Raw genomic sequence first — 26,510 nt, 5'->3', positions numbered from 1 at the left:
ATCCGCTCGCGCCGCGGGCCCCGCCGGCGCCGATCGGCCAAGCTCCACGGCGACAAAGGCCACGACTACGACCACCTGCGCCGATGGCTGCGCTCGCGCGGCATCACCCCCCGCCTGGCCCGCAAAGGCGTCGATTCCTCCCAGCGGCTGGGCCGCCACCGCTGGACCATCGAACGCACCATCGCCTGGCTCCTTGGATGCCGCCGTCTGCACCGCCGCTGCGAACGCAAGGCCGAGCACTTCCTGGCCTTCACCGCCATTGCCTGCGCTCTCATCTGCCACCGCTGACTCACCAAATGAGACGAGTTCTAACTCCGCCGCCAGCGGCAGCGGCCGCTGACGCATCACCCCCCTGTCCGAACAGCCCTCGCCGTCCTCCCTGCGGGCGGGTTATGCATCGGATTCGGGGATGGTCTCGTGGACTGCGACGGGTGTGATCGGGCCGGGCAGGGTGAGTTGTGCCGCGCCCAGGGCGGCGAGTTCCGGTTCGGCCAGGACGCGGTACGGCGCTCCCACCGCCGCGGCTTTGAGCCTCATCCAGCCCGGCGATCGTGTCCATCCGCCGGTGCCGTAGACGGCCTTCGCGTCGGGTGCCAGGCCGCGCAGTGCGGATGCACCGGCCCTCGCGAGCTGCCACACCGCGGCGGCCGCCCGCTGTTCGTCGGTGAGGTTTCGGGCCGCCGGCGTCCAGCGGGGAGGCTCGCCGCCCTCGGCGCCCGGGACGAAGATCCGGGAGTCGGGCGGCGGCGGGGCGAGGTCGCCGGCCAGGACGGCGTCGAGGTGGGCGGCGAGTCCCGAATCCCGCAGCCAGGACATGTTGCGCTGCAGTTCCAGCACGGTGAAGGCGGTCCGGCCGGCGCCGAGGATCGCCGGTGACAAATCGGCGTCGCACGGCGGTCGCCCGGCCCCGACGGTCCGGACGATGACTTCCGCGGTGCCCATCGAGTCCAGCGGTGCGCCAGGGTCCTGGCGGTGCACGACGGACGCGGCGACGGGGTGGTCGTGGCCGCCCGCGACGACGACGGCGTCGGAGGCGAGGCGTGGCAGATCACCGAAGGACCATGGGCAGAGCTCCCGGCCGTGACCGTCACGTGCATCCCCAGCGCGCACGACGACGGTTCGTGTTCGCCGGGGGTGACGAGCACGGGGCGTCGCGGGCCGAGACCGATCGGCATCTCGTTGACCCGCAGGTTGCGGGCCGACCGGTCATTCGGTTCGGTGTGCGGCTCCTCCTCATGGGCGCGGCCCAGGGATGATCTCGAAGGCGAAGGAGTAGCGCTCGAGTTCGGCTGAGAGCAGGCGGCTCGGGTCGTCTGCCGTGCGGATGACCGCGTTCGGGCGGCCGTCGCGAAGTTCGATCTCGACCTGGCCGTCCAGGCCGAGGCGGGACAGTTCCCTGAACGGGCCGGTGGACGGCGTCCTGGAGCAGGGCCGGCTTCTAGGTCTTGCCGATGAGAGTGGTCGGGAGCGCGTGCACGATGTGCACGGCCTTGGGCGCGGCGGCGGGCTCGGGAGCGTGGAGCTTGGCCCAGGCGAGGAGGTCGTCCTCGGTGGCGCGGGGGTTCGCGGTCACGACGACGCAGGCGGCGGGCACCTCGCCGGAGTACGGGTCGGGTGCACCGATGACGGCGGCGGCCGTGACCTCGGGGTGGGCCGGCAGGGATTCCTCGATCGGCCGGGGGTCGATGTTGTGGCCGCCGCGGATGATGAGGTCCTTGGCCCGGCCGGTGAGGCAGACGTAGCCGTCCTCGTCGACCCTGCCGAGATCGCCGGTCAGCAGCCAGCCGTCGAAGACCTTGCCCGCCGGGTCGGGGGCGGGCCCGTCGGGACCGGGCCGCAGGTAGCCGGGGAAGACACTGGGTCCCTTGACGGCCAGGACCCCGGTCTCCCCTGGCAGGCAGTCCCCAACCGGCTTCCCGTCGGCGTCGACGGTGACGGCTTTGACGTGCTGGTAGGGCAGCCGGAGCCCGACCGCCCCTTCGCGGGGGGGGCGAAGGCGGGGTTGGTGGCGGTCGCACAGGTCGCCTCGGTCAGCCCGTAGCCCTCCAGCATCGGGACCCTGGTCGAGCTCTCGAAGGCGGTGCAGACCGTCTTGGGCAGCGGAGCCGCGCTGACGGCTCCGGCGCGCAGGCTGGAGATGTCGACGTCCGGAGGCACGGGAGGCAGGTTGGCGTACGCGGTGGGGACACCCGAGAAGCCGGTGACCTTGAAGTGTTCGATGATCTGCCAGAACTCGGCCATCAGCGTCTTGTCGCGATAGCCCAGCGGCCCGAGGCTGACGACCGGCCGACCGTGCAGGAAAGGCGCCAGGCCGGTGACGTGCACGGCGTCGACATGGAACAGCGGTAGCCCCCACAGGCCGACCGCATCGTCTAGGTATGCCCCCGTACAGCCCAGCGCCCACGCCATGTACACCTCCATCGCATGGGTGTGCGGCGCGACCTTCGGCACACCGATGGTGCCGCCGGTGTGGAAGTAGGCCGCCAGGTCCTGCGGCGCGGGGCGGTGCGGGGTGAGCAGACGGTCGCCGGGCTGTTCGGCCGCCAAGGCCCACGCTCGGACTCGGCCGTGTCCAGACAAGGCTCGATTGAGCACCGCCCATCGGATCCTGGAATGCTCGCAACAAACGGCCGCCTGGCCGGCTCGTTCACTCCTCCCCGACTACACGATCAACCCCTGGCGGTTCGAATTTCGCCCCGCCATCTGCCGACACCTCGGCGAGCAAGGACTCCATCTCTTCCACTAGAGGTCTAAGAGACCTTTCGAAGGAAGGTGTATCCAGCACTCCCGCCGCGCATTCCTTCCATAGAGCGGCGATCCGCTCCGCAGGATCAGCGAACTCTATCATGAGGTCGGCAAGCCCGAACGGATCGCCGCCCCCCTTCCGCTTTCCCACATCAAGCATCCAGATATTAAAACGCGCATCCGCCGCAATAGCCCTCCCGGCCAGCTCTATTCCATACAGACTGATGTCGGAGCTGTCCAGAAAGGCGACCATACTTTGCACGACCATCGAGTTGTGCCCCATATTCATTCACCACATCGAGTACAGCCGGAAACCGGGGGTTATCGGCGAGCTGAAGCGTACCGGATCCGGTACCGCGTTCACCGCCGCTGTCGGCGGTCAACGCCGACCCATGTTCTTGATGCCGGAGCCGCCGAACGCGATCAGAACCGTCTGCCGACTCTTCCTACCGCGTCCGGAGCCAGCGATCACCGTCCCTTCGGCCACCTTACCCTGTTCGATGAACTTCAGCTCGATCCCCACCGCAGGAAGCCTGGAAGATCGTCAGATGAGAACTCTTGAGGAGTGACCCCAGAGTAGATCCGCCATGACATGTCTGGATACTTGGCGATGACATCATCGATATACATGGTCGCAGTAGACGCCATCGAGATATCAAAGTACTCAGAACTTGACCGTCCGTCGCCTCTCACGCTTTCCGATACCAAAAGGAGAGTGTCCGATCCCACATAGATCCGGTCATCCATCGACGGGCACGTCAACGGCGGCAGCGGAAATCTCTCGTAGCCGGAGATGGTGTCGACCAATTTTCCTGCGGTTACGCCGTGGGCGTAGCACTGATTCTGCGCTCCACGGGCCGAGCTCAGAACAGTCACATAGAGAAGGAACTCGGATGGCGAGTGCCGGGTCGGCAGCCGATCCGAGCCCACTTCCCTTTCATGGACAAGCGGATCGTCACCAGGCGCTAACCTTTACCAGCTGATTCAGAAGGCCCGGAACTCTGAGTTCATTCCCCGCTTTGCCCAGACGATCAGACGTTTACCGTTCTCCGGCAGATCGGTGACTCCACCCGCCCTGAGCACATCCGCGCAATGCGTGAGGCAGCTGTTTTGGAACCAACTGTATGGCCCCTGTCCGGTATCTACAACCTTCGCCTGATAAGCGAGTGCAGCCCGGGCGTCAGGCAGGTTGAAAGTCACCTGTATAGGGCCGCTCGGCCCAGTGTAGTCACTGATCGGAGTTTGCATGCGGTCAGCAGTCGGCATGAGGTGGGTGTGCCTGACGTTTCCCGCTGAATCCATCACCTCGATGGTGAAGTGGATATTTCCCCCGTCTTCGGTGTGGGCGTGGATAACGGCCTGCCCGCTTGGGGGGCAGTTGTGGACGAGGACGGGGGTGGTGCCGGCGGCGGCGTAGTAGGTGTGGTCGGATTCGACGGTGAGGTTGTGGACCTGCTGGTGCCGGGTCCAGGTGTCGACCGCGGTGATCTGGACGTGGGTTCCCGCGCTGGTGCGCAGCCACATGCCGGGCTTGAGCTTCCCGGCGTCCACCCACTGATTGAGCGCGGGGATCCAGAACGGGTGGTTGTCGGTGACCTGAAGCGTGCCGGTCTTGGTACCGCGTTCGCCGTCGGTGTCGACGGTGACGCGGACCATGTCTTTGGTGCCGGAGTCGCCGAACGTGGTCAGGACCGTCCGCGGGCCCGTCTCACCGGTGACCGGATCGGTGGCCAACACCTTGTCGCCGACCTTGATCTGGTCGATGGGCTTCAGGCTGCCGTCGCCCATCAGGACGGCGGTGCCGGGAACGAAACTGCACTTGGCGGGCTTGGCCGCACCGGTGCCTGCGCGAGAGTTGGTTTTCTTGGCTGCGGCGGGCCTGGCTTTGGCCGCACTGTTGCCCTTGGCGGTGGCGCCGCCCTTGCCGCCGCCGGAGCCCTTGATCTTGCCGGCGACGCGGGGGGCGACGCGTTGTATGACGGGTGCGGCGGCTTTGGCGGCCAGGCCGGCGGCGCCGTGGGTGACGACGCCTACGGCTGCGCCTTTGGCGCCGGCTTTGAGGAAGCCTCCCGCGGACCATTGGTCTCTGGGGGTGTGCTGGGCGTAGTTGACCGCGCCGTAGACGGCTCCCGCGGCGGCTGCGCAGGCGACGCCGCCGGCGCCGGTCCAGCCGACCGCCAGACCGCAGCCGACGCCGACCGCGATGGAGGCGATGGTGGCGCGGTGCTTGCTGACGAAGCCGCCGATGGCTCCGCCGACCTTCTTGAACTTGCACGTCCAGCTCTTGCAGGGCGGCGGTGCGGGAGGTGCGGGGGACGGCACGTAACCGATCGGGGCGCCGCCGTAGCTGGGGGTGCCGCCGTAGCTGGGCGCGCCACCGCCGGAGCCTCCTCCTCCGCCAGAGCCGCCGCCCCCCGACGACGGCCGCTTGGGCGGCCAGCCGCACATGACGCCGTCACAGGGCATGAGGCCGTCGGGGTCGCTCAGGTTGACGGGGTCGTTGTTGGCGTAGTTGTAGGCGTTCCAGGTGCCGGGGTCGTCTCCGTTGTACAGGGGGTCGGTGCTGAGGAACCGGCCGATGCCGGGGTCGTATTCGCGGGCGCCCAGGTGGGTCAGGCCGATGGTGGAGTCTTTGGTGCCGCCGACGTAGCCCTTGTCCATGACGGTGGGCCAGATGCCGATCGGGTTGGTGCGTTCGGTGCCGAACGGGCCGAAGCGGCGCAGGCTCCAGCTGTCCTGGTCGACGGCGTTGATGGTGATGTCGGTGCTGTCCTGGTAGTCGGGGACCAGGAACCGGACGCTCGAGCTGCTGGTGCCGGTCCGGTAGGCGACGGTCGCACCGCCGTGGCTGTAGTAGCGGATCGCGCTGACCGCGCCGGTGGAGGAGACCTTCACCTCCTGGCTGGGCAGGTAGAGGGTCTTCCCGGTCGTGTCCTTGCGGATGAGGCGGTTGCCGGCGGCGTCGTAGATGAAGCCGGCCAGTTCGTTGCCGCCGGTGTCGGTGACCTTGGACAGGTTGCCTTCGGCGTCCCAGATCAGCTTCTGCCCGGGGCGGGCGGTGGTGTTGCCGGCCTCGTCGTAGGTGTAGAGGTCGGTGCGGGTGCCAGCGCCCTGGGTTTCGGTGACGCTCTTGAGGGCGTGCGGGCCGAGGGGGCCGCCGGAGCCGAGTTCCGCGGGGTAGGTGTAGGTGCGGACCTTGTCGGCGGTGGGGCCGCCGGTGAAGGCGTGCTGGATCTCCTTGGTGCGGTTGCCCAGCTTCTCGCCGTTGCTGTCGTACTCGTAGGTCGTCCAGTACGGGGCGGGGCCGCCGATGGTGGTGGCCGAGGGGGCCGTGGAGCAGTCGGCGGTGCTGGTGGACCACGCCTGGGTGAGGCGCTGGGCGTAGTCGTAGGTGAAGCACTGCCGGTCGGGGGCGGCGCCGACGGTGTTGGTGAGGATCGAGTTGATCGATCCGGAGTCGGTGTAGGAGTACCTGGTCTCGACGTCATAGGTGGCCGCCGAGGTCTGCCGCCTGACCGTGGCGCGGGTGAGGCGTCCGGTGGCCTCGTCCCGGTCGAAGGTCTGCCAGATGAACCTGTCGGAGACCGACGCCATGGCGAGCTGGGTGACCTCGCCGTGGGAGTCGTAGACGGTGTCGGCGACGTAGGTGGCCAGGCCGTAGGTCCACTCGGGGAGTCCGTCGTCGTTGTAGTAGGTGGAGACGTCCTCGGCGGGCAGCCCCGTGCTGCCGCCCACCGCCGGGTAGGACGTCGCCATCGGGGAGCCGTCGAAGTTGTAGGCCTGCGTGGTGGTGTAGGTGCCGGCCAGCGCGCCTTCGGACGCGGGGATGGTGACGGTCGTTCCCTTGGGCCGGTAGAGCGCGTCGTAGCCGGTGACGGCGGTGGTGTACTTGTCGGCGCCCACGTGGCGGGTGGCGGTGGCGGGCAGGCCCAGGGCGTAGGGGACGGTGTCGTAGGTGAAGGACGTCAGCGGGGACGTGCCGTTCTTCACCTCCAGGAGGCGGCCCAGCTTGTCGTAGCCGTAGGTCAGCGTGGTGCCGCGGGCGTCCCTGGACGTGGCGATCTGGTCGAAGGCGTCGTAGGTGACGGTCGTGGTGCCCTTGTCCGGGTCGGTCGAGGTGACCGGGCGTCCCTGGACGTCGTAGGTGGTCTTCCAGACGTTGCCGGCGGCGTCGCGTCGTTCGTGCGGGCGGCCCGCGGCGTCGTAGGAGATGGTGCTGGCGATGTAGGCGCCGGACAGGTCGGTGGTCTTGTACCTGCGGACCTCCACCACGCGGCCGCGGGCGTCGGTGATGCTCATCGTCGGCATCGCCCCGGCCGGCGGGATGACGGTGGTGCGCTCGCCGTCGTACCGGTTGGTGGTGGTCCACTTCTTGGTGGACTTGCTGTAGAGCGTCGAGGTGAGCAGGCGTTCGGCGCCGTCGTAGGTGCTCAGGGTCTGGGACGGGACCTGGTTGTCGTCGGCGCTGGTGAGCACCCCGGACGGGTCCCCCGCCATGATGTAGGGGGCGTTGGCCTTGAACACCAGGCCGCGGCTGTCGTACTTGGTGTCGGACACCATCCGGCCGCCGCCGGGCGCTTCGGTCTGGGTCTGGCGTGGCCGCAGCAGCCCGTCCAGCAGCTCGACCGACGTTTCGTAGGTGTCCGGGTCGATGGCGCGGAGCGTCTTGGTCGTGACCGAGACCGGGTTGCCGTCGGCGGGGAAGGTGTAGGTGTAGATGGTGGACGGCCGGTCGGGGTTGTTCTTGCGGCTGTTGTTGGGCAGCCACGCCCGGATGATGCGCCCCAGCCCGTCGTAGACCGCCTCGGCGGTGCGGTTGTTGGGGTCGGTGACCTTCGTCGGAGTGCCGCGCGCGGGGTTGTACTCGGTGGTGGTGGTGAAGCCGGCCGGTGCCGCTCCCGCGACGCTGACCGGCGGGGTGGTGACGGTGGAGGACTTCAGCCAGCCTTCGGGCGCGTCGGTGTAGGTGGAGGTGGTGGTCCGGTCGTCGGCCGTGGTGGACGGGTCCCCCACCTCCGTGGTGGAGGTGACGCGGCCGTACCGGTCGTGGACGTTGGTCACCGCGGCCGTGGTCGTGGAGCGGCCGCCGGTCACCGCGGTGACGGTCTCGATCCTGCGGTCGTCGCCGCGGGTGGGGAAGTCGCCGTACTGCCCGTCGTCGTAGATGGTCTTGACGTCGGAGATCATGTCTGCGGGCACGAGGTTCGGCTCGCTGCTGGCGGCGTTGTCGCAGTCGACGGCGACCTTCAGGACCCGGATGGGCAGCGTGTAGATGCCGGGCGCGGGCGCGGTGCCGCCGGGGTAGACGGTGCGGGTGCAGGTGTCGTCGGCGGCGGTGGCCGGGTCGCCTTCGTCGTCGACCGCGACGGTGCGGCCGAGCGAGTCGTAGTCGTAGACGGTCTCGACGTAGCGGTCGGTGCCGTCCGACCGGCGCTGGCGGGTCTTGGTCCAGGCGGGCTTGACCCAGCCGCCGTGCACGGTGATGTCGTCGTCGCTGTTGGTGTCGCGGAACGTCCGCGTGATCGTCTTGTTCCACCTGGGCCGCGAGACGGTGGCGGTTATCTCCGCCTCGTCGGTGAACGCGCCGTTGAAGGTGCGTTCCTCCAGCACCGCCCCGGCCAGCGCGTCCACGTCGGTGATCCCGCCGAGCAGGTTCTTGGAGTCGGTGACCGTGACGCTGGACGGCGTGGCGCCCTTGCCCTGGTAGTTGCCGTCCATGCCGCGGGCGTAGGTGGTCTCGGTGCGGGACTGCTGTTCGCCGTTCTGCCCGTCGCCGACGACGGTGCGGACCTTGCCGTAGCCGCGCCACTGCGACCAGGTGCGCCACTTGTCCTTGGTGAGCCCGTCGTCCTCGGCGTACCGCCAGGCCGCGCCGCCGACGTAGGTGTAGGCGGTGACCTTGGAGCGGGACTGCCCCGTCGCGTCCGACTCGATGATGCGGGTGGCGACGTACTTGTGGTACCAGTCGTTGACGATCTTGCCGTTGGGGTCGCGCCACCGGACCGGGAAGCACCGTTTGGTGTTCGCCTTGGGGTCGGGCATCGCGCCCTCTTGGTACACGCAGTCCCCCGCCGGGGTGGGCGTGACGTACGGGTCGGAGTAGTCGACCGTTGTCGTCGACCCGGTGCCGTTGCTGACGCCGACCAGGCGGGGGCGGTCGTAGCCGGGCAGGGCGTCCACGCCGGTTCCGCTGCGGCCGGTCACCACGCGGTTGGGCATGAGCTGGCCGGTGAGCGTGATCCGGGGCGCCTTGACGTCCTCGCCGTACGCGCCGGTCTGGTCGATGGTGTTCAGCCAGAGCACGCCGTTCTGGTAGGTCTGCCCCAGCTCGTAGATGTCGACGGGCTCGTAGCCGGGGTTGTCGCCGCCCGTGATCTGGTCGTTGCGCAGCAACGTGGTGATCTTGGTGAGCCGTTTGCGGTCGAAGAAGGTGGGCGACGCCTTGCGCAGGCCGCAGTCCTCGCCGTCGTCGCAGATCTGGTCGTCCGGCAGGTCGGTGCGGTCGGCGACGTCGAAGCGGACGCGGGCGGTCGCCCGCGTGGCGTAGGTGGCGCCCTGCCGCTGGCCGTAGTCGATGCGCTTGAGGTAGCCGCCGGAGTCGTACCTGGTGCCGCCGGAGAACTGCTCGACCCGCGTGTAGTTGTTGGTCTCCTTCTTGTAGTAGTAGGTGATGGTGTTCTTGTGCGGGTCGACGACGTGGTCGAGGTTCCACCGCCACGCCTGCCGGCACCAGGCGTCCTTGAACGTGGCGTCGTGGCACGGTTCGCCGGAGTCGTCGCCGAAGACCGGCACGGTCCAGGTCGAGTCGGTCCCCTGCTCGCCGGACGACCAGTCGTCGGGATGGTTGACGCCGAAGATGTACTGGACGCCGTCCAAGGTGGTGACGCGCCACCACTCGCCGTTGTCGTCGCCGTTGTCCGCCCCGGTCAGGCGTTCGATCTTCGAACCGTCGTCGTTCTTGGGGCGCCACGTCTTGGCCGCGCTGTCGTACAGCAGTTCGGTGGCGCGCCCGTTGAGGGACAGCACCGCGTTGTCGCGGCCCCAGCACAGGTCGCCGGAGGTGTGGCCGTCGTCGACGCAGGGCTTGTACTTGCGTTCGATGAAGCCCGGCCAGTAGTCGAACCCGTCGCCGATCCAGGACGCCTGGGAGTTGTCCGCGGCGGTCCTGCCGTCCACCGCTCCGGAGTTGTAGGCGATGGTGATCTCCGGCAGGAGGTCGCCGGGGACGGGCGGCAGCCGCACCGGGTAGGACCAGGAGAACTCGCCGGTGTTGGTCCCGGCGGACCAGTTGGAGGCCGGGGTCAGCTTGGTCGCCGTCCAGTCGCCGCCCGGACCGGACGGTCCGGCCTCGGCCGCCAGCACCACCGCGGTCTCGGCCTGCCCGGTCGCGGCGGCGGGGACGTCCACGTCCGCCGACAGCGACGCCGATTTGGCGTCGTTCACCGTGGGCAGAGGTGTGCGCTTCTGGCATTCCGTCTTCGCCGGGGTGGTCAGCGCGCACGCGGGCAGCCGGACGAGCCGCAGCCGCGACGCCCAGTCGCCGCCGTGCGCGGAGGCGAAACGCGCGTAGTTCACGCCGACCTTGACCCGGCCGGCCTTCCCGGCGGACACGGCCATCACCACGCCGTCGCTGCGCACGGCCTCGGCCGTCTTGCGGTCGGCCATCCGCACTTCGACCCGGGGCGGAACGGTCTCGCCTTCGGCGCGGGCGTCCTTGCGCGGGGTGGGCTCGGTCAGCCAGACCGGCAGTTCGCCCGCCTGCACCCACGGCATCCGGCCTTGGGTCTTGGCCGCGGTCTTGGACGCCTTGGCCAGGTCGGCCGTCTCCTGCGTCTCGGCCGGCCACGACGGTTCGGGCGGCTTGCGGTCGGCCGGCGTGCCGGCCCGTCCGGGCAGCTTCTCCGGACGGGCCTTGATGACGTGCCCCTCGACCTTGGGGATCTTCTGGGTCTCGGGGCGGCGCTTCTCGCCCCACTCCGACAGCGTGGGGCGGACGGCGGCGGCCGCCTCTCCCACCGTCCCGGCCAGCAGCGCCAGCGAGCAGGTCAGCGCGACCGGCACCATCATCACGCGTGCCCTGCCGAGCACCCTCAGCACTCCACCCACCGAGGCCTCACCTGTCCGTGCTGTCGTTCGGAAGCCAAAAGTCCAGGGACCGGGGGCAGAGGAGCGCCCCGTCGTCCGGAGCGATGGCCGCGGTCACTCGCCGCATCGCCACCACGCATCGTCGGGAAGGCAGCCCAGCTTCCAGATCTGGTGCTGCGGTGGCGGGTCCTGCGGCGAGCCCTGGACCACGGTGGCGCCGTCGGCGGCGGAGCCGCCCTCGGGCTCGGCGACCATGCCGCTGTGCTGGGCGATCAGCCGGTATCCGAACTTGCCGTCGGGGGCGATCGAGACGACCTTCCAGCTCTGGTGGGCGGCGCCCGGGTCGCACTGCCCCTGCCGCACGTTCGCCCCTGCCGCCGTCGCCGCGTCGGCCACCTCCAGGCACTCGGCGGTCTTGGGGTCGCCGAGGGTGTTGACGTTGACGAGGGTGTAGTAGCCGTTGCCCTGGTGCACGAACTTCCAGTCCTGCCAGGCGCCGCCGTCGCAGGCCCGCTGGACGACGTCGGCGCCGTCGGCCGTGGAGGCGCCCTCGACCGCCAGGCACTTCCCGCTGTCCGCGCCCACCAGCCGGTAGGTGATGCCGTCCAGTTCGTGGCGCTTCTGCTCGGTGATGTTCCACAGCTGCTCGTCCTGCTGGGGGTCGGCGCAGGACCACTGGACGACGTTGCCGCCCTCCGTCTGGCTCGCCCCGTCCACCGCCAGGCACTTGCCGCTGTGCTTGGACACCAGCCAGTACCCGCCGGCCTTCATCTCGACCCGCCACTTCTGGCCGTCGCCGCCGTTGCAGTCGTACTGCCGCACGTTGCGGCCGTCCGCCGTCCCCGATCCGTCGGTCGCGTCGACGTCCAGGCACTTGCCGCTGCGCGGGTTGGTCAGCGTGTAGTAGCCGTCGCCCACCTCGGTGAACTGCCAGTCCTGCGCCGGACCGTGGTTGCAGAACCATTGGATGACGTTGCCGCCGCTGTCGGTGGACGCGCCCGCCACGTCCAGGCACAGGTCCGAGTTGACGTTGACCAGCCGCAGCGTCCTGCCCGCCAGCTCACGCTCCTGCACGGACTCGGCGTAGATGACTTTGAGGACCGACTCGTCGGGACGCGCCAGCGGCCACAGCTGCGAGTCGTCCATCCAGCCGTTCCAGAACAAGCCCCGGCCCGCGCCCGCGGCGGTCGCGCCGAACAGCAGCGGCCCGGATCCGGCGGCCGGCGTCCACTGGCTCGAGGCCGTCTTCGTCTCCGGCTGCATCACCCATTTCGTCGTGCACGACCAAGGCTCGTCGGGGGGACACACCTCGGTCCCGCCCTCGGCCTGGGTCCGCAGGAAGATCTCCTTGGAGATCGGGTCGTAGCCGCCCATCAGGGAGACCCAGTGGTCGGTCCACGGCGTGCCGTCGCCGGCCTGGGCCATGTCGCGCGACACCGACGCCAGCACGGTCCCGTCGGCCGCACGGTGCCGCAGCGTCCAGCGGCCGCCGATCCAGCCGAGCTCGAACACGCTGCCGTCCGCCGCGCCCTGGCTGACGGCGACCTGGTCGCCGCTGGTGGAGGCGAGCTTCACCCACGTGGAGAACATGAACCGCTTGCTGGTGTCCACCAGCGGCACGGGGCTGCCGTCCGGCGCCGTGCCCGGCCTGACCTCCCCGTACTGGCCCGAGCCCGACAGCCGCACCGCCCTGTCCGAGGGAACCGACGCGCCCAGGTTGCCCGGCTCGCCGAGGACGGCTCCCCCGGTGAACACCAGGTCGGCGTTGGGATTGGCGGCACCGCTGCCGCCCACGGCGCGGGCCACGTTGCCGCCGGTCTCGTCCATCGGCCAGGCGGCGTCACGCGGCGGCTGCTCCACCCCGAACTCGTATTTCTTGACCGCGCTCGGGTTGCCGGCACGGTCGAAGGACGTCACTTCGAGCCACTGCCATCCGAACTTCTTCGGCGTCCACGCCACGCTCGCCGACGCTCCCGCGGCGACGTCCTTGGCGCCCTGCGTGCCGTCGGAGAACTTGTAGTGGAACCGCACCACGTCCCCCGACCCGTTCGGGGTCAGCGTGAACGTCCCCGGGAGGTACTTGCGGGCCTCCGAGTCGTACCCCGAGGTCCTCCCTTCCGGGTACTCCGCCGATGTCACTCCCGGCACGGCGGGCCGCCTGGCGTCCACCGTGTACTCGCACCACGCCGACCACGGCCCTGACAGGCCGGTGTCGTCCTGGGCGCGCACCCGCCACATCCAGCTCGTGCCGCCGTCCGGCGTCGCCGGGGAATCGTCGCCCTTGAGGATCGTGGTCGCCGCGTGCAGATAGCCGTCCGGCTCGGCCTTCTGGTACGCCCCTCCCGCCGGGGAGTACTTCAGCCAGCTCTCCTCGGGCTTGCCCAGGGGCGCGATCTCGTACTCGGCGCGCAGCAGCTGGCCCTGGGCGCCGCCCACGTTGTCACCGTCGTAGTCGCTCAGCTTGGCCCGCGCGGTGCGGTCCTTCGACCCGCCCATCCACGGGCGCCCCGAGCCGCGCACGCACTCCTTGCGGTCGGTGCCGCCGTTGGTCATGTGCACGTCCTTGGGGGCGTTGGGCACCCGCGAGTACTTCACGACCATCCGCGGATCGACGTCGAACACCTTCCAGGTGTGGGTGTCGTCGTAGTCCTTGTCCGGGAAGATGCCGAGCGTGAAGATGTCCCACTTGTGGTCGGTCGCCCACTGCAGCAGCCGGACCAGGTGACCGCCGGTGAACTTCACGTCGTTGGCGGTGCCGGCGTCCCCGCACTCCGGGCGCCCCACCTTGACCGAGGCGGTGGTCAACCAGTTGGTGTCCCAGCCCGACCCCTCCGGGATGAACGCCGCGGGCGCCGAGTTCCACGTCGTCGACGAGGAGATGTGCCCGACGTTGAACAGCCGGACGTCCCGCGCGGTGCACGACCAGGCGTGCAGCGTGTCGAAGGTGATGGACACGTCGTTGATCTTCACCTTGACGTTGCCGGACCACACGTGCAGCGGCGAGGCGTCCATCCGGATGTAGGACCGCTTGTCGGTGTGGTCCTCCACCTCGCGTCCGGTCGGCAGCCGGTCCGGCTTCCAGTACGAGGCGTTGGGGAAGGTGCGGTCCACGTACGCCCAGCCGGAGTTCCAGTTGCCGTACCCGTCGCCGTCGCTCTCGCGGTGGCCGTTCCAGGTCTGCCAGGACGGGTCGAGCACGATCGGGAACCGGGCGTCGTCCGCGGTCAGCAGATCGCGGTCGGGGACCAGCACCAGGACGCCCTCGCCCACCTCGACGTCCATCGGCTCGACGGCGGAACGCGGCGCCGGGCCCGCCGCGACCTCCTCCGGCGCCGTCCGCAGCGACGCCGACTGCCCGGCGGGCGTGGTGCCCTCCCACATCAACGGGGCCGGGGCGGTGAAGACCTCCTCGCCGGACTCGTCCACCGCCGCCATGCGATTGCCCGGCAGCTCCTGCAGGCGAAGCCCCGACGCGCGCACGCCGAATTCGATCCTGGCCAGTTCGGGGTTGCGCGCCGCCTCCGGCGTCCGCACCACCACCGAGTGGCTCCACCCCGTCGGTGTCGACCGCACCACCAGGTCGATCCCGGGCCCGCCCGCGTCGACGTAGGTGGCGCTGGGGCCGTCGAGCACCGGGGCGGGCAGCCGCGCGCCCGGCCACGTCAAGGTCAACGACTTGTCGCCCTTGGTCATCGTGGCCAGCACGTCGTCACCGCCGGCTCCGAAGGACACCCCGTTGACGGTCATCCGCGATGCGATGTCACCGGTCGGGCGCCGCTCCAGTGTCAGGTCCGCGTCGCGGAAGACGCCGTCGCGCTTCACCCGCACCGGAACGGGAGAGGTCTCCAGCAGCAACTGGCCGTCCGGCAGCGCACTCAGTTTCACCGTCTCCGACGTCCGCTCCTTGACCTCCACCGGTTGCCCGGTGTTCCTGGCCTGCGCCACGGCGGCGTCTTCCGGTGACGGCGACGTGGTCTGCCCGTCGGCGGGGGCCGCTGCCGCGTGGACCGTCGGCACCGACAGCATCACGGCCACGAGCACCGTCGAAGTCGCGACCGCGATACCCCGGGAGCCTGCTCGGCAGACACCCCTGAATCTCACGGAAGACCACGAGCACCCCACGTGAGGCCAGGCAGCCACGGACACCCCGCAAGATGTGAAAGCGAAACAAAGTCGGCTCAACCTAACGAGCTGGTGATCATGAGAAAAGATGCAAGTTTCCAATTACTCATATGACATTCGCCACATAGTGGGTTTGACAACCCAACCCTCTCTCTGCACGTCGCCGCCCGCGATCGAACGCGCCCTGCTGGTCACCAAGCGCGGCATCTTCCCTGTGGACCACCTCACCGGGTTACGGACACGCCCTTGTTTCTATCGCGGTCAGACAAGAACAGGTGACAATAGGTATTCGATGGTTCACTCCAGATGATCGGCGCGCCGTCTCTCGCGTGCACCTTTTCGGCACAACTCAGCCGCCGACCGCTGAAATGGCGGCACATGATGACGAGCGAGCCCCCTGGCAGCACGATCGGCGCATCGATCACCACCGGTCGTCCATGGGCCGGTGTATCGCTCGATGGCCGCAGCAAGGAGGACACCGGACACCAGCGGACAGCCCACAACGGAACCGCCCCCCCGGGGGGTGTGTCGTCAGGGACCATCGGTGACAGGCAACACGCCATGGGCGGTTCTCGAACAACGAGAGGGCCTTCTGGTTCCGGTATGGATTGCGCGATGTGCACCGACGTCCAGGAGGCCCTCGTGTCCCACCGCGACGCCCCGTTGCCCCGACCGCCTCGCCCGGCGTGTCGTCGAGGGCAGCCGGTCGCTGCGGCGGGCTGCCGATCGTTTAGGCGTCGGCCACACCACCGCCGCACGCAGCAGAGCGTCCGGTCTGTCCGGTCCGTGTCCGGCATTGATCGCTACCGGTACCGGACGGTGCCGCGGACCGGCGCCGACGCCGCGCTCCGCGACGGCCGCTACCGGCTCGTCCCGGCCGTCAGGGAAGCGGCGGAGCACATGCGTGTCGGGCCCGCACATGCCGCAAGTCGGGAGCCCATGGCTGCACTGATGCGCGGTGCCGTGGGGGAACGGCGGGTCGCGGCGGGCGGTGGGTCAGCCGCGGTTCGGTGGAGTCTCGGTGCCGGTCACTTGTGCTGCGGCCCTGGCGAGGAGGTCGCGGAAGAAGGTGTGCTCGGCGTCGCGGTCGTACAAGGGGTGCCACCACATGGCGTCGACCAGGGGGCCGACGTCGAAGGGGCAGGGCAGGGCGCGGATGCCGACGTCGGTCGGGAGCTTGCGGACCAGGCGTTCCTGGAGCAGGGCGATGCGTTTGGTGCCGGCGACCAGGCCGGGGACGGTCAGGAAGCTGTCGCACACCACCTGCACGCGCGGTTCGATGCCGAGCATGCGCATCTGGCGGGCGGCCGGGGTCGACGCGGTGGGGCCGTGGTAGGTGACGACCCAGGGCATCGCCGAGATCTGCTCCACGGTCAGGGACGTGCCGACCTCGTCGTTGTCGGCGGACACCACCAGCACCCAGTCGTCCCAGAGCACGTCGCGGTGCGGCAGGTCGGTGACGAAGCCGTGCGGGAGGACGAGCAGGTCGGTGGTCAGCAGTGTCTGCTCGGCCTGGTCCACCACGTTGGGCGTGTTGTGCACGATCCGCAGCCGGGCGAGCGGGGCCTCCTCGGCGAGCAGTTCGCTGAGGGCGTTTCCGAGGACGGCGCAGCCGTAGTCGCTCATCCCCACGCTGAACTCGCGGGTGGACTGCGCCGGGTCGAACTCCAGCTGGGCGCTGAAGACCCGGTCCACGTTCTGCAGGGCCAGCCGCGCCCACGGTTTGAGCTGCATGGCCAGCGGCGTGAGCCGGTACTCGTTGCCCACGCGGCTGAGGAGCTCGTCGCCGAAGTGGCGGCGCAGCCGGGCCAGGGCCGCCGACAGCGCCGGCTGGCTGAGGCCCACCTGCTGGGCGGCCCGGGTGACGCTGCGCTGCTCGAGCAGGGCGTTCAGCGAGACCAGCAGGTTCAGATCCAGGTTCGAGAGACCGGCCACCCGCGAAGTGTATCGATGAGACTGATGTGCACCATAAGACATCTCCTCTTCCCTGATACCCCCCGCGTCTGTGAACGTAGGGGGCGTCATCCGGAGGGTTGGAGAAAGGCCCCGTATGCGCCCTGACAAGCTCGACCGCACCGACCCCGCGGGCGCGATCGCCGCGGCCGCGCAGCGCTGCTCCAACTGGGGGCGGTGGGGGGCGGACGATGTCCTCGGCACGCTGAACTTCCTGGACGAGGCCAAGAGGCGGGAGGGCGCCGCGCTGGTCCGCCGCGGCGTGAGCTTCTCGCTCGCGCAGCCGTTCGACATGGACGGCCCCCAGAAGGGCTGGCGCCGCCGGACGAACCCGGTGCACACCATGCTGGACACGGGGACCGACGCCGAACGCGGCGGCCAGGGCTTTCCGCACGGGTTCGGCGGTGCCGACGACGTGGTCTTCATGCCGCTGCAGGCATCGACGCAGTGGGACGGCCTGGGCCATGTCTTCGACCACGGGATGGCCTGGAACGGCCGGCGCGCGGGCGCCGTCGTCACCGCCGCCGGCGACCGGGTGACCGGCATCGAGACCGCCGCCGCCTCGATCGTCGGCCGCGGGGTCCTGCTGGACGTCGGCAGGGCCATGGGCACCGACGGCGAGCTGTCGGACGGCTTCGCGATCACCGTCGAGCACCTGGAGGCGACCATCGCCGCCCAGGGCGAGTCGGCGCGTGTGGGCCGCGGCGACCTGGTGTGCGTGCGCACCGGCCGGCTGTCCCGCGCCCGCCGGGAGGGCTGGGGCGACTACGCCGGCGGGGACTCCCCCGGCCTGTCGTTCACCACCGCCGACTGGCTGCACGACACCGAGATCGCCGGGATCGCCACCGACACCTGGGGCTTCGAGGTCCGGCCGAACGAGTTCGACGACGCGTTCCAGCCGCTGCACCAGGTGTGCATTCCCCACATGGGCCTGTTCATCGGCGAGATGTGGGACTTCGACGCTCTGGCGGCCGACTGCGCCGCGGACGGGGTGTGGGACTTCTTCCTCTGCGCCGCGCCGCTGCCCGTCACCGGTGCCGTCGGCGCCCCGGTCAACCCGATCGCCGTGAAGTGACGGTCGGCGCCGCTCCGGCAGGCCCGTGTCCCGGCCCTCGCGCGCCGCGTCGCCCGGCGCCGGCCGCACCCACCCGAAACGACCACCGGTTGGAGGCCTCATGTCCACACGCCTGATCACCCATCTCAGGCACGTCGCCCTCGCCGTGCCCGACCTGCGCAAGCAGCTGGCCTTCTTCACCGACACGTGGGGACTGGTCACCGAGCACACCGACACCGGCCTGGTCTTCCTGGCCGCCGCGGGCAGCCCGGAGCAGTACGTCGTCCGGCTGCGCCAGGCCCCCGGCAAGCGGATCGACCTCATCTCGTTCGGCGCGGCGAACGCCGCCGACGTCGACACCCTCGCCGAGCAGCTCGCCCGGGACGGCGTGCGGCTGGTCAACGAGCCCGGCGACCTGCAGACGCCCGGCGGCGGCTACGGCTTCCGGTTCTTCGACAACGAGGGCCGCACCGTCGAGATCAGCTCCGACGTCGACGTGCGGCGCCACCGCGCCATCGAGGAGGGCGAGGACATCCCGGTCCGGCTCTCCCATGTCGTCGTCAACTCGGCCGACCCGGAGGGGACCCGGGCCTTCTACGAAAAGCACCTCTCCTTCGCCCTGTCCGACACCCTCATGCACCCCCGCATGGGGGAAATGATGTGGTTCATGCGGGTCAACGGCTGGCACCACAGCCTGGCCATCGCACGCGGGCCGCATGCTTCGCTGCACCACGCCTCCTTCGAGATGCGCGGCCTGGACGAGTACATGCGCGGAACCGGGCGGCTGCTGCGCGCCGGCGTCGAGAAGATCTGGGGACCGGGCCGGCACCTCGCCGGCAACAACACCTTCAGCTACTTCCTCGACCCGCACGGCAACACCGTCGAGTACACCACCGAGCTGGAGATCCTGGACGAGGACACCTGGCACCCGCACGTCTACGACTTCTCCAAGCCCGAGGTGAGCGACCAGTGGGGAACGGCCAATGCGATGAACGAGTTCGTCGCTTCCCGTTCGTTCAACGACCCTGACGAGGGTCTGTTCATCGCTCCCCCGGTGTGATCCGATGCGTTTCGCCACATGGGACGACGGCAATGCCGTCACCGCCGGAGTCGTCGGCGACGAGGGGCTGCACCCCCTGCCGCCGGACACCGCCGTGCTCGACCTGGTCGGCGCGGGCCTGCCCGCCGCGATCGAGGCCGGGACGCAGGCCCTGTCGAGGCCTCCCGTCCCGCTCGCCGACGTGCGGCTGCTGCCGCCGCTGCAGCCCACGGCCATCCGCGACTTCGTGGCCTTCGAGGAGCACGTCGAGGGGGTCGTGATGAGCGTCGGCGACGGCAGCGGCGTGGTGCCCGAGTGGTACGAGGCGCCGACCTTCTACTTCACCAACCCCTACCCGCTCTACGGCGCGCACGACGACGTGCCGGTGCCGCCGGGCTCGGCGCTGTTCGACTTCGAGCTGGAGGTCGCCGCGGTGGTCGGCCGCAAGGTGGCGTCGGAGCCACCGGAGCGGCTGCGCGACGCGGTCTTCGGGTACACGATCCTCAACGACTGGTCGGCCCGGGATCTGCAGCGCCGCGAGATGAAGGTGCTGCTCGGTCCCGCGAAGGGGAAGGACGCGGCGACCACGCTGGGCCCGTGGCTGGTGACCGCGGACGAGCTGGAGCGGTTCCGCGACGACGACGGCTTTCTCGCGCTGGAGATGCGCGTGTCGGTCAACGGCGTCGAGATCGGCCGCGACCTGCTGTCCAACATGGGCTGGCCGTTCGAGGAGCTGGTGTCCTACGCCTCCCGCGGCACCACGCTCCGGCCGGGGGACGTGCTGGGCTCGGGCACCTGCGGCAACGGCGGGTGCCTCGCCGAGCTGTGGGGGCGGCGCGGCGGGCTCGACCCCGCCCCGCTGCGGCCCGGCGACGTGGTGGAGATGAGCGTGGAAGGCATCGGCACGATCCGCAACCGCGTCGTGCCGGGCCTCGACCTGCCGCCGGTCCGGCCGGCCCGCCCGCGGTCGCGGGCCCGCACCCGTCCGTCCTGACGGCCGACAGGTCCCGCCGGCCGCGCCGTCGCTGTGCGGCCGGTGGGGCCGTCCCGGCGGACCGGACGCCGGGCGCCGTCCGCGCCTCCCTCAAAACCCGTGTGACCAGGAAGGAACAGAGGTGTTCGAGTACTTTCCCGGCAACTATGTCTGGAACCTCGCCGTCGTCGCCACGCTCAACTCCGGCGGGCTGATCGACGAGGTCGACCGGGCCTGCCGGCCGATCAGGGAGGCGGCCGCCCAGGGCGAGGACGCCGGCACGCCCGACTTCCTGCGCGCGTGGACCGCCCTGACCGACCGGCTCGTCGGCCAGGCCGAGGCCGAGGAGAGGGCCGGGCACACCCGTACCGCCGGGCAGCTGTACGCGCGGGCCACGAACTACCTGTGCCAGGCCGAGCGGATGCTGTCCAACTCCGACCCCGCCCGCCTGCCGACCTACCGCCGGGTCCTGGAGTTGCAGCGAAAGGCCATGGACCTCAAGGACCGCGGCCGCGTCACCAGGGTCGAGATCCCCTACGAGGGCACCACGCTTCCCGCCTACTTCAGCCAGGCCCCGGCCGCCGACGACGGCCCGGTGCCGGTGATGATCCACTGGAACGGGTTGGACTCCACCAAGGAGCACATGTACTCGTCCGGGCACTGGGAGGAGCTGGCCGCCCGCGGCATCTCGTGCCTGATGGTCGACTGCCCCGGCTCCGGTGAGGCGCTGCGCCTGCAGGGGCTGACCGCGCGCATCGACACCGAGGCCTGGGCCTCGGCATGCGTGGACTGGCTGCTCACCCGCGACGACGTCGCCCCCGAGCGCATCGGGCTCGTCGGATGGTCGCTCGGCGGCTACTACGCCCCGCGGGCCGCCGCCTTCGAGAAGCGGCTGGCGCTGGTGGTGGCCTGGGGCGCCAACCACGACTGGGGCACGGTCCAGCGGCGGCGCCTCCAACGCGAGGGCGAGCGGCCCGTCCCGCACTACTGGGAGCACGTCCTGTGGGTCTGGGGCCACACCGACCTGGACGAGTTCATCGAATTCGCCGCCGGAGTCACGCTCGAAGGCGTCGTCGAGAACATCACCGTGCCGTTCCTGATCGCCCACGGCGAGAACGACCGGCAGATCCCGCTGTCCTACGCCCACCGCTCCTACGAGCAGGCCGTCAACAGCCCCAAGCGCGACCTGCGGATCTTCAGCGTGGCGGAGGGCGGCGCCGAGCACATCGGACTCGACCACCTCTCCCACGTCAGCGCCTACATCAGCGACTGGGTGGCCGACACCTTCGCCGAGCTGCCGAAGTCGCGCCCCTGAGCCGGCGGCCGGGGCGCCGCGCCCAGCGCGCCCGGGCCGCTCGGCCGGTCATGTCCTCCGCCCGGTACTGACGCTTGAGGGGCTCGACGGGGGCGACGCTGCTGTCGCTCCCCCATGGTCAACCCGGTGGAGGCAGAGACGCTGTGCACGCGGTCTCCCATGAGACACGCGTAGAGCGCTCGCATCCGCCCTTCTCCCGGCCCCCCGCGAGGAGCGAGTAGCGAGCCGCCTACGTGGGAGGTCTTCGGGCCGGACGACGATGTCCAGGGAACTGGGTGTTGAGCTGCGGTTACCCGAATGCGCGACGCCGCCGCGCCAAGGAAGCTGCACCGGTGCCTTGGCGCATCTGGGGAGAATTCCCACGCCGACCGTCTCCCCGGAGCGAGTGGCCGCTCTCGCGCGCTCAGCCCTCGCCTGTGTCGACCTCGATGTGCGCCCGCAGCCTCCCCCGGTCATCGACCCAGCCTTTGCCGGCCGCGAAGGCGATGTCCGCGAACTTCTGCGCCCACGCCTCGTCCCTCTCCCCCGCCAGCTCGGTCAGCAGGGCCGGATCGATCCACACATGCGGGGGGCGGTGACGACGACGCGGAAGCGGGTGAAGTCGTCCGGCTCGCACAACGTCACCGACGGCGGCACCTCACCGGTGTCTACACGGATGTACATCTCATTCCCTCCTGTCGGTCCGGTGGTGGGCGCCGGAACCGGTCCCTGCGCCCACCACCGGGGTTCCGACTCTTCGCATCGCGTCCGGACGATCCGTGAGCAGGCTGCCTCCGGGACGCTCGGCCGCCCCCTGCACTTCAACAGCCACCGGTGCGACTGCAACCGTTCACCCAACGCGCCGGTGAGCCGACGCTGTCAAGAGGATCCGGCTCGGGCACCCTCGGCCTCGCCGACCTGGTACGAGCGGATGTTGGCCTCCTTGCGTTGCCCAGGAAGCGACCGTGATGGCACGGCGAACCGGACCAGCCGCACGCCGCTGTCACAGCAGTGCACCGCTTGACAGTTACCGTGGCCCGGGCCCCAGGCGACCGCGACTACCTCCCGGATCGCGCCCCGCACGGCAGCATCGACACACGCCCACGGGCGATCAGCCCACCGTGCGCCGTCCTCCGCCCAGCCCAGGGATCCGCTCAGGCGCCGTCATCCCGCTGACAACGAGACCACAGCGACCGCGCGGCGCACCGCTCGGTCACCCTGTCGCTCATCGGCCTGGCAGCCACGGTGACGCCTGCGGCCACGCCGCGCGCGGGCAGGCAATCGACCCGCCTGCGCCGTCCACCGCGACCTCGGGCCTGCACGTCCGTCGGCCCGGGGATTCGTTCGGGGCACTGTCATCTCGTTGACGGCGTGCGCCTCCGGTCCGGCGACGCACGTTGAGATTGCGGATGACCCGCACGTGCGTGGTATGGCCGGTGCGTGCGTCACGGGCGCTCTTTCAGCACGGCCGTCGTGCGGCTCACCAGACCGGGCACGTCGGCGTCCGTCACGCCGTCCAGCAGCCACCGGACCAGCTGCATGGAGGCGTCGACGACCGTCCGGACGCGGGGGATCCGCCGTTCGTAGTACTCGGTGAGCAGGGCGTCGTCGAGCGTGTCGCGCGCGGTGAGGAGTTCGGCGAGGACGAGGGCGTCCTCCAGTGACATGGCGGCGCCCTGAGCCAGGGTGGGCGGGCAGCAGTGCGCGGCGTCCCCGACCAGGACGACACGGCCGCGATGCCAGGAGCCCTCCACCAGCATGCGGTCGAACCAGGTGTAGTTCACCTGGTCCGGATCGGTGATGGACTCGCGGATCCGCGGCCAGACGCCGCCGTAGCCCTCGGCCAGGCGGCGCATCTCGTCGGCGTAGGTCGCGGGGTCGAGGCTGTCCCGCGAGCGCTTGGGCTCCACCAGGTAGGCGTAGATGGTGTCCTGCCCGGTCGGGCAGTATCCGGCGATGTAGCAGGGGCCGCCGTAGGTCAGGTCGGTCCGCTCGACGCTCTCCGGACGCGGGGCGGGGACGCGCCAGATCGCCATGCCGGTGGGTTCGGGCCGGTCGGGGATGCCGATCAGGGAGCGGGTCGCCGAGCCGCGGCCGTCGGCGGCGACGACGAGGTCGTAGCGGCCGGTGGTGCCGTCGGTGAAGACGACGTCGACGCCCGCGGCGTCCTGGTCCAGGCTCTTGACGGTGACGCCGAGGCGGACGCGCGCGCCGCGGTCGCGGACCGCGGCGACGAGGATCCGCTGCAGCGTGGGGCGTCGCATGCCCACGGTGGCGGGCAGGTCGGGACCGCCGGTGCGGATCTCTTCGGAGACGTGCAGCACGGTCCCGTCGGGAGCGGTCAGCCCCAGGGTGTCAAAGCCGAAGCCGTGCTCGCGGACCTGGTCCCACACGCCGATCTCCCGCAGGCAGCGCAGGGCGTTGCCCTGGAGGGTGATGCCGGATCCGCGGACGTTCCAGCCCGGCTCGATCTCGACCAGGTCGACATCGACACCGGCGCGGCGGAGCAGGACGGCGATCGCGTTGCCGGCCGTTCCTCCCCCCACCACGAGGACATTGCGGACGCTGGGCATTGTCGGCTCCTTCTTGGTCGACGAGCGGTCATGGCGGCGTGACGGCGCGGTGGTGAGCCGGTCCCGGAGTCCACCGCCGCGGGGGCAGGTCCCGGGCGCGAGCGGACAGGAGAACTCCCCTGCTCCGGCTGTAGGTCTCATGCGGCTGTCCCCCATGTCACGGCGGTATTAATGCTGGTCCCACCGCACTGGATGAGGGAAATCGATTGTTCGGATCCGGATTATCCACGCGATTGATTTCCGCAGCGTGACCCCGCACGGGGGCAGGCCCCGATCACTGCCGTTCCTCGTCACCAGAGGCCCTCGTCCGGGAACTGCCCGCCGACCGGCTGCGCGCCTCACTGCGGTACGCGTCATGGAAGCGCCTTACGAGGCCGTTCCGCCGCAGGAAGCCTGTGGCGGCATCTCCGCCCGCACCCCACGACGCCACGCACATCCGGCTCCGCGCGGATCCTCGGCCGGTACGAGAGCCTGCTGCCCGTCCGGGCGGGAACATGAGCGCCGCCGTGGACCGGCGCGCGCTGCTCGGCGGCGGACTGGGACTGGGCCTGGCCGCCGGGCTGGGAGCCGCCGTCGCCGCCGGGCGTCCGGCCGGTGCGGGCACGTCGGGCGGGGCGCTGCGCATCGGCTACCTGCCGATCACCGACGCCTCCCCGCTGCTGGTCGCCCACCGCCGCGGGCTCTACGACCGGTTCGGGGTCCGGGTGGCCCGGCCGGTGCGGTTCCGCAGCTGGGCCGAGCTCGCCCAGGCGTTCGTGGCGCGGAAGGTGGACGTCGTCCACCTGCTCGCCCCCTTCGCGGTGCAGCTGCGGTACGGATTGGGCGCCCCGGTGCGGATGCTCGCCTGGAACCACACCAACGGGTCGTCCATCACCCTGGCGAACGGCATCACCGACCTCGGCGGCCTGGCCGGGCGGACGTTCGCCATCCCCTACTGGTGGTCGATCCACAACATCATCGCGCAGCGGCTGTTCCGCGCCGGCGGGCTGCGGCCGGTGCTGCGCCGGAACCCGTGCCGGAGCAGGGGCGAGGTGCGGCTGGTGGTGATGAGCCCCAGCGACATGCTGCCCGCCATGTCGAACGGCGTCATCAGCGGATACGTGGTGGCCGATCCGTTCAACGCCATGGCCGAGGTGCGCGGTGTCGGCAGGATCCACCGCTTCCTCGGCGGCCTGTGGCGCGACCACGCGTGCTGCGTGGTCGTGGTGAACCAGGCGACGATCGACGCCGACCCCGACCGGGTCCAGCGCTTCACCGACGCGCTCGCCGCCGCCCAGCTCGGCATCGCCGCGAACCGGCCCGCCGCGGCGGCCGCCCTCGCCGACGGCTACCTGCCGCAACCCCGGCCGGCCATCGGCAAGGCCCTCGGCTACCGCAGGGAGGGCTACGAGCGCACCGGCGCGATCCGCCGCCGCGACGGGGAGAGGCAGCGCATCGGCTTCTCCCCCTTCCCCTTCCCCAGCTACACCTCGGCGCTGGTCGAGGCGATGGGCCGGACCCTGGTCGACGTCGACACGCGCTTCCTCGACGGGCTGGACCCGGCCCGGGTGCACGGGGACCTGGTCGACGACTCCTTCGCACGGCGGGCCATCGCGACGTCCGGGTCTCCCGCGGCGTTCGGGCTGCCCGCGTCACTCACCCGCGTCGAAGAGGTGAACGTGTTCATGACCGCCGGAACCGAGCGGCCCCCGCGCCGGGCGCTGACGGTGGTGGTGCCGATCCTGGTGCTGGTCGCGCTGTGGTGGCTGCTGACCTCCGTGCCGGCGTCCGGCCACGTCGTGCTGTCGGGGTTCGCCCCGCAGCGGGCCGTGCCCGCGCTGTACGAGGCGGCCGTGCACGGCCGGCTGTTCCCCGGCACCGCCGCCAGCCTGTGGCGGCTGTTCCTCGGCCTGGCGATCGCGGCGGCGTGCGGGGTTCCGCTGGGGCTGCTGGTCGGGCTGGTCCCGGCCGTCGAGCGGGCCACCCGGCCGCTGTTCCACTTCCTGCGGATGATCTCGCCGCTGTCGTGGGCGCCGGTCGCGATCGCCCTGTTCGGGATCGGCCACCGCCCGGTGCACTTCCTGGTCGCCGTCGCCGCGGTGTGGCCGATCATGCTGAACGCCGCCGCCGGGGTGCAGGCGATCGACCCCGGTTTCCTGCTGGTGGCGCGCTCGCTGGGGGCCACGTCGGCCGAACGGCTCCGCACGATCGTCCTGCCGGGGGTGCGGACGCCGCTGCTGACGGGACTGCGCCTGGCGCTGGGAACCGCGTGGATCGTCATCGTCCCGGCGGAGATGCTCGGCGTCGACTCCGGGCTGGGCTATGCGATCCTCAACGCCCGCGACCAGCTCGCCTTCGACCGGCTCATGGCGGTCATCCTCTGGATCGGCCTGCTCGGCTACCTGATGGACTCCGGTTTCCGGGCCCTGCTGGCGAGCGGCACGCGGTCGCCGTCCGAGAACCGCCCCCGGAAGACGGCCCCCGCCGGACGACCGGAATCCGGCGGCGCCGAGACCGCTGAGGAATACGCGACGCCGTCGACAGGGCGGCCTTCGTCGGCCACGTGACGTCATGGACGGCGACGCTCGGGGTGTACGGCGCCTTCGCACAGGCGTGCGGGGACGCGTCCGATCCGCGTGTCGGAGGCGTCCCTGCACAGCCTCGGCGCATGGTACGGCGGCGGGCAACGGGCC

18 protein-coding genes are annotated in these 26,510 nt (G+C 70.5%); 6 read left to right on the top strand and 12 right to left on the bottom strand.

The genetic code is table 11. From position 1 onward, the window contains the following. On the top strand, nt 1-288 hold a 288-nt coding region (locus ABD879_RS00705; protein ID WP_345016314.1), incomplete at its 5' end, for a transposase. A gap of 102 nt (nt 289-390) precedes the next feature. On the opposite strand, the gene ABD879_RS00700 is transcribed toward ABD879_RS00705, so the two are convergent. The 9 genes from ABD879_RS00700 to ABD879_RS00660 all read right to left on the bottom strand — a co-directional run bounded on the left by ABD879_RS00700 (nt 391) and on the right by ABD879_RS00660 (nt 16,887). Continuing rightward, the gene (locus ABD879_RS00700) at nt 391-942 is read right to left on the bottom strand and encodes an FGGY-family carbohydrate kinase (RefSeq protein ID WP_345016312.1); all 552 of its coding nucleotides are present in this window, start codon (nt 940-942) and stop codon (nt 391-393) included. A 496-nt stretch (nt 943-1,438) separates the two neighbouring features. Continuing rightward, nucleotides 1,439-1,624: an AMP-binding enzyme gene (locus ABD879_RS00695; RefSeq protein ID WP_345016320.1), complete on the bottom strand. Its 186-nt coding sequence runs from the start codon at nt 1,622-1,624 to the stop codon at nt 1,439-1,441. Nucleotides 1,625-1,773: 149 nt separating this feature from the next. Then, entirely contained in the window at nt 1,774-2,547 is a 774-nt protein-coding gene (locus ABD879_RS00690; protein ID WP_345016310.1) for an AMP-binding protein, read from the bottom strand. Between the two features lie 100 nt (nt 2,548-2,647). Continuing rightward, entirely contained in the window at nt 2,648-2,998 is a 351-nt protein-coding gene (locus ABD879_RS00685) for a hypothetical protein (RefSeq protein ID WP_345016308.1), read from the bottom strand. 126 nt (nt 2,999-3,124) lie between these two features. After that, entirely contained in the window at nt 3,125-3,268 is a 144-nt protein-coding gene (locus ABD879_RS00680) for a hypothetical protein (protein ID WP_345016306.1), read from the bottom strand. A gap of 461 nt (nt 3,269-3,729) precedes the next feature. Further along, entirely contained in the window at nt 3,730-10,851 is a 7,122-nt protein-coding gene (locus ABD879_RS00675) for a polymorphic toxin-type HINT domain-containing protein (RefSeq protein WP_345016304.1), read from the bottom strand. Between the two features lie 93 nt (nt 10,852-10,944). After that, entirely contained in the window at nt 10,945-14,871 is a 3,927-nt protein-coding gene (locus tag ABD879_RS00670) for an RICIN domain-containing protein (protein WP_345016302.1), read from the bottom strand. Nucleotides 14,872-15,176: 305 nt separating this feature from the next. Beyond that, nucleotides 15,177-15,380 (bottom strand): hypothetical protein, encoded by a 204-nt coding sequence (locus tag ABD879_RS00665; protein WP_345016299.1) that lies wholly within the window; start codon nt 15,378-15,380, stop codon nt 15,177-15,179. A gap of 568 nt (nt 15,381-15,948) precedes the next feature. After that, complete coding sequence (locus ABD879_RS00660) at nt 15,949-16,887, bottom strand: LysR family transcriptional regulator (RefSeq protein WP_345016297.1); 939 nt, start codon at nt 16,885-16,887, stop codon at nt 15,949-15,951. Nucleotides 16,888-17,002: 115 nt separating this feature from the next. Here ABD879_RS00660 and ABD879_RS00655 point away from each other — a divergent pair, with 115 nt between their 5' ends. The 4 genes from ABD879_RS00655 to ABD879_RS00640 all read left to right on the top strand — a co-directional run bounded on the left by ABD879_RS00655 (nt 17,003) and on the right by ABD879_RS00640 (nt 21,286). After that, the gene (locus ABD879_RS00655) at nt 17,003-17,980 is read left to right on the top strand and encodes a cyclase family protein (protein WP_345016295.1); all 978 of its coding nucleotides are present in this window, start codon (nt 17,003-17,005) and stop codon (nt 17,978-17,980) included. Nucleotides 17,981-18,080: 100 nt separating this feature from the next. Next, nucleotides 18,081-19,019, top strand: a complete 939-nt coding sequence (locus tag ABD879_RS00650) for a VOC family protein (RefSeq protein WP_345016293.1) — start codon at nt 18,081-18,083, stop codon at nt 19,017-19,019. 4 nt (nt 19,020-19,023) lie between these two features. Beyond that, nucleotides 19,024-19,992 carry a fumarylacetoacetate hydrolase family protein gene (locus ABD879_RS00645; protein WP_345016291.1) on the top strand — a complete coding sequence of 323 codons (969 nt, stop codon included), beginning with the start codon at nt 19,024-19,026 and terminating at the stop codon, nt 19,990-19,992. 121 nt (nt 19,993-20,113) lie between these two features. After that, on the top strand, nt 20,114-21,286 hold the full coding sequence (locus ABD879_RS00640) for an alpha/beta hydrolase family protein (RefSeq protein ID WP_345016289.1): 1,173 nt from the start codon (nt 20,114-20,116) through the stop codon (nt 21,284-21,286). 403 nt (nt 21,287-21,689) lie between these two features. Here ABD879_RS00640 and ABD879_RS00635 read toward each other — a convergent pair whose 3' ends face one another. The 3 genes from ABD879_RS00635 to ABD879_RS00625 form a co-directional block, all read right to left on the bottom strand. Further along, nucleotides 21,690-21,848: a hypothetical protein gene (locus ABD879_RS00635; protein WP_345016287.1), complete on the bottom strand. Its 159-nt coding sequence runs from the start codon at nt 21,846-21,848 to the stop codon at nt 21,690-21,692. Continuing rightward, the gene (locus ABD879_RS00630) at nt 21,824-21,949 is read right to left on the bottom strand and encodes a hypothetical protein (RefSeq protein WP_345016285.1); all 126 of its coding nucleotides are present in this window, start codon (nt 21,947-21,949) and stop codon (nt 21,824-21,826) included. Before ABD879_RS00630 ends, ABD879_RS00635 begins: the two co-directional genes overlap by 25 nt. 761 nt (nt 21,950-22,710) lie before the next feature. Then, on the bottom strand, nt 22,711-23,838 hold the full coding sequence (locus ABD879_RS00625; RefSeq protein WP_345016283.1) for an FAD-dependent oxidoreductase: 1,128 nt from the start codon (nt 23,836-23,838) through the stop codon (nt 22,711-22,713). A 494-nt stretch (nt 23,839-24,332) separates the two neighbouring features. On the opposite strand from ABD879_RS00625, the gene ABD879_RS00620 reads away from it, so the two are divergent. Beyond that, nucleotides 24,333-26,384: an ABC transporter substrate-binding protein gene (locus tag ABD879_RS00620; protein ID WP_345016281.1), complete on the top strand. Its 2,052-nt coding sequence runs from the start codon at nt 24,333-24,335 to the stop codon at nt 26,382-26,384. Nucleotides 26,385-26,510: the final 126 nt, after the last annotated feature.

It is taken from the genome of Actinomadura keratinilytica (assembly GCF_039539665.1).
Lineage (GTDB): Bacteria > Actinomycetota > Actinomycetes > Streptosporangiales > Streptosporangiaceae > Spirillospora > Spirillospora keratinilytica.
This window is presented reverse-complemented; position numbering and strand designations above follow the sequence as displayed.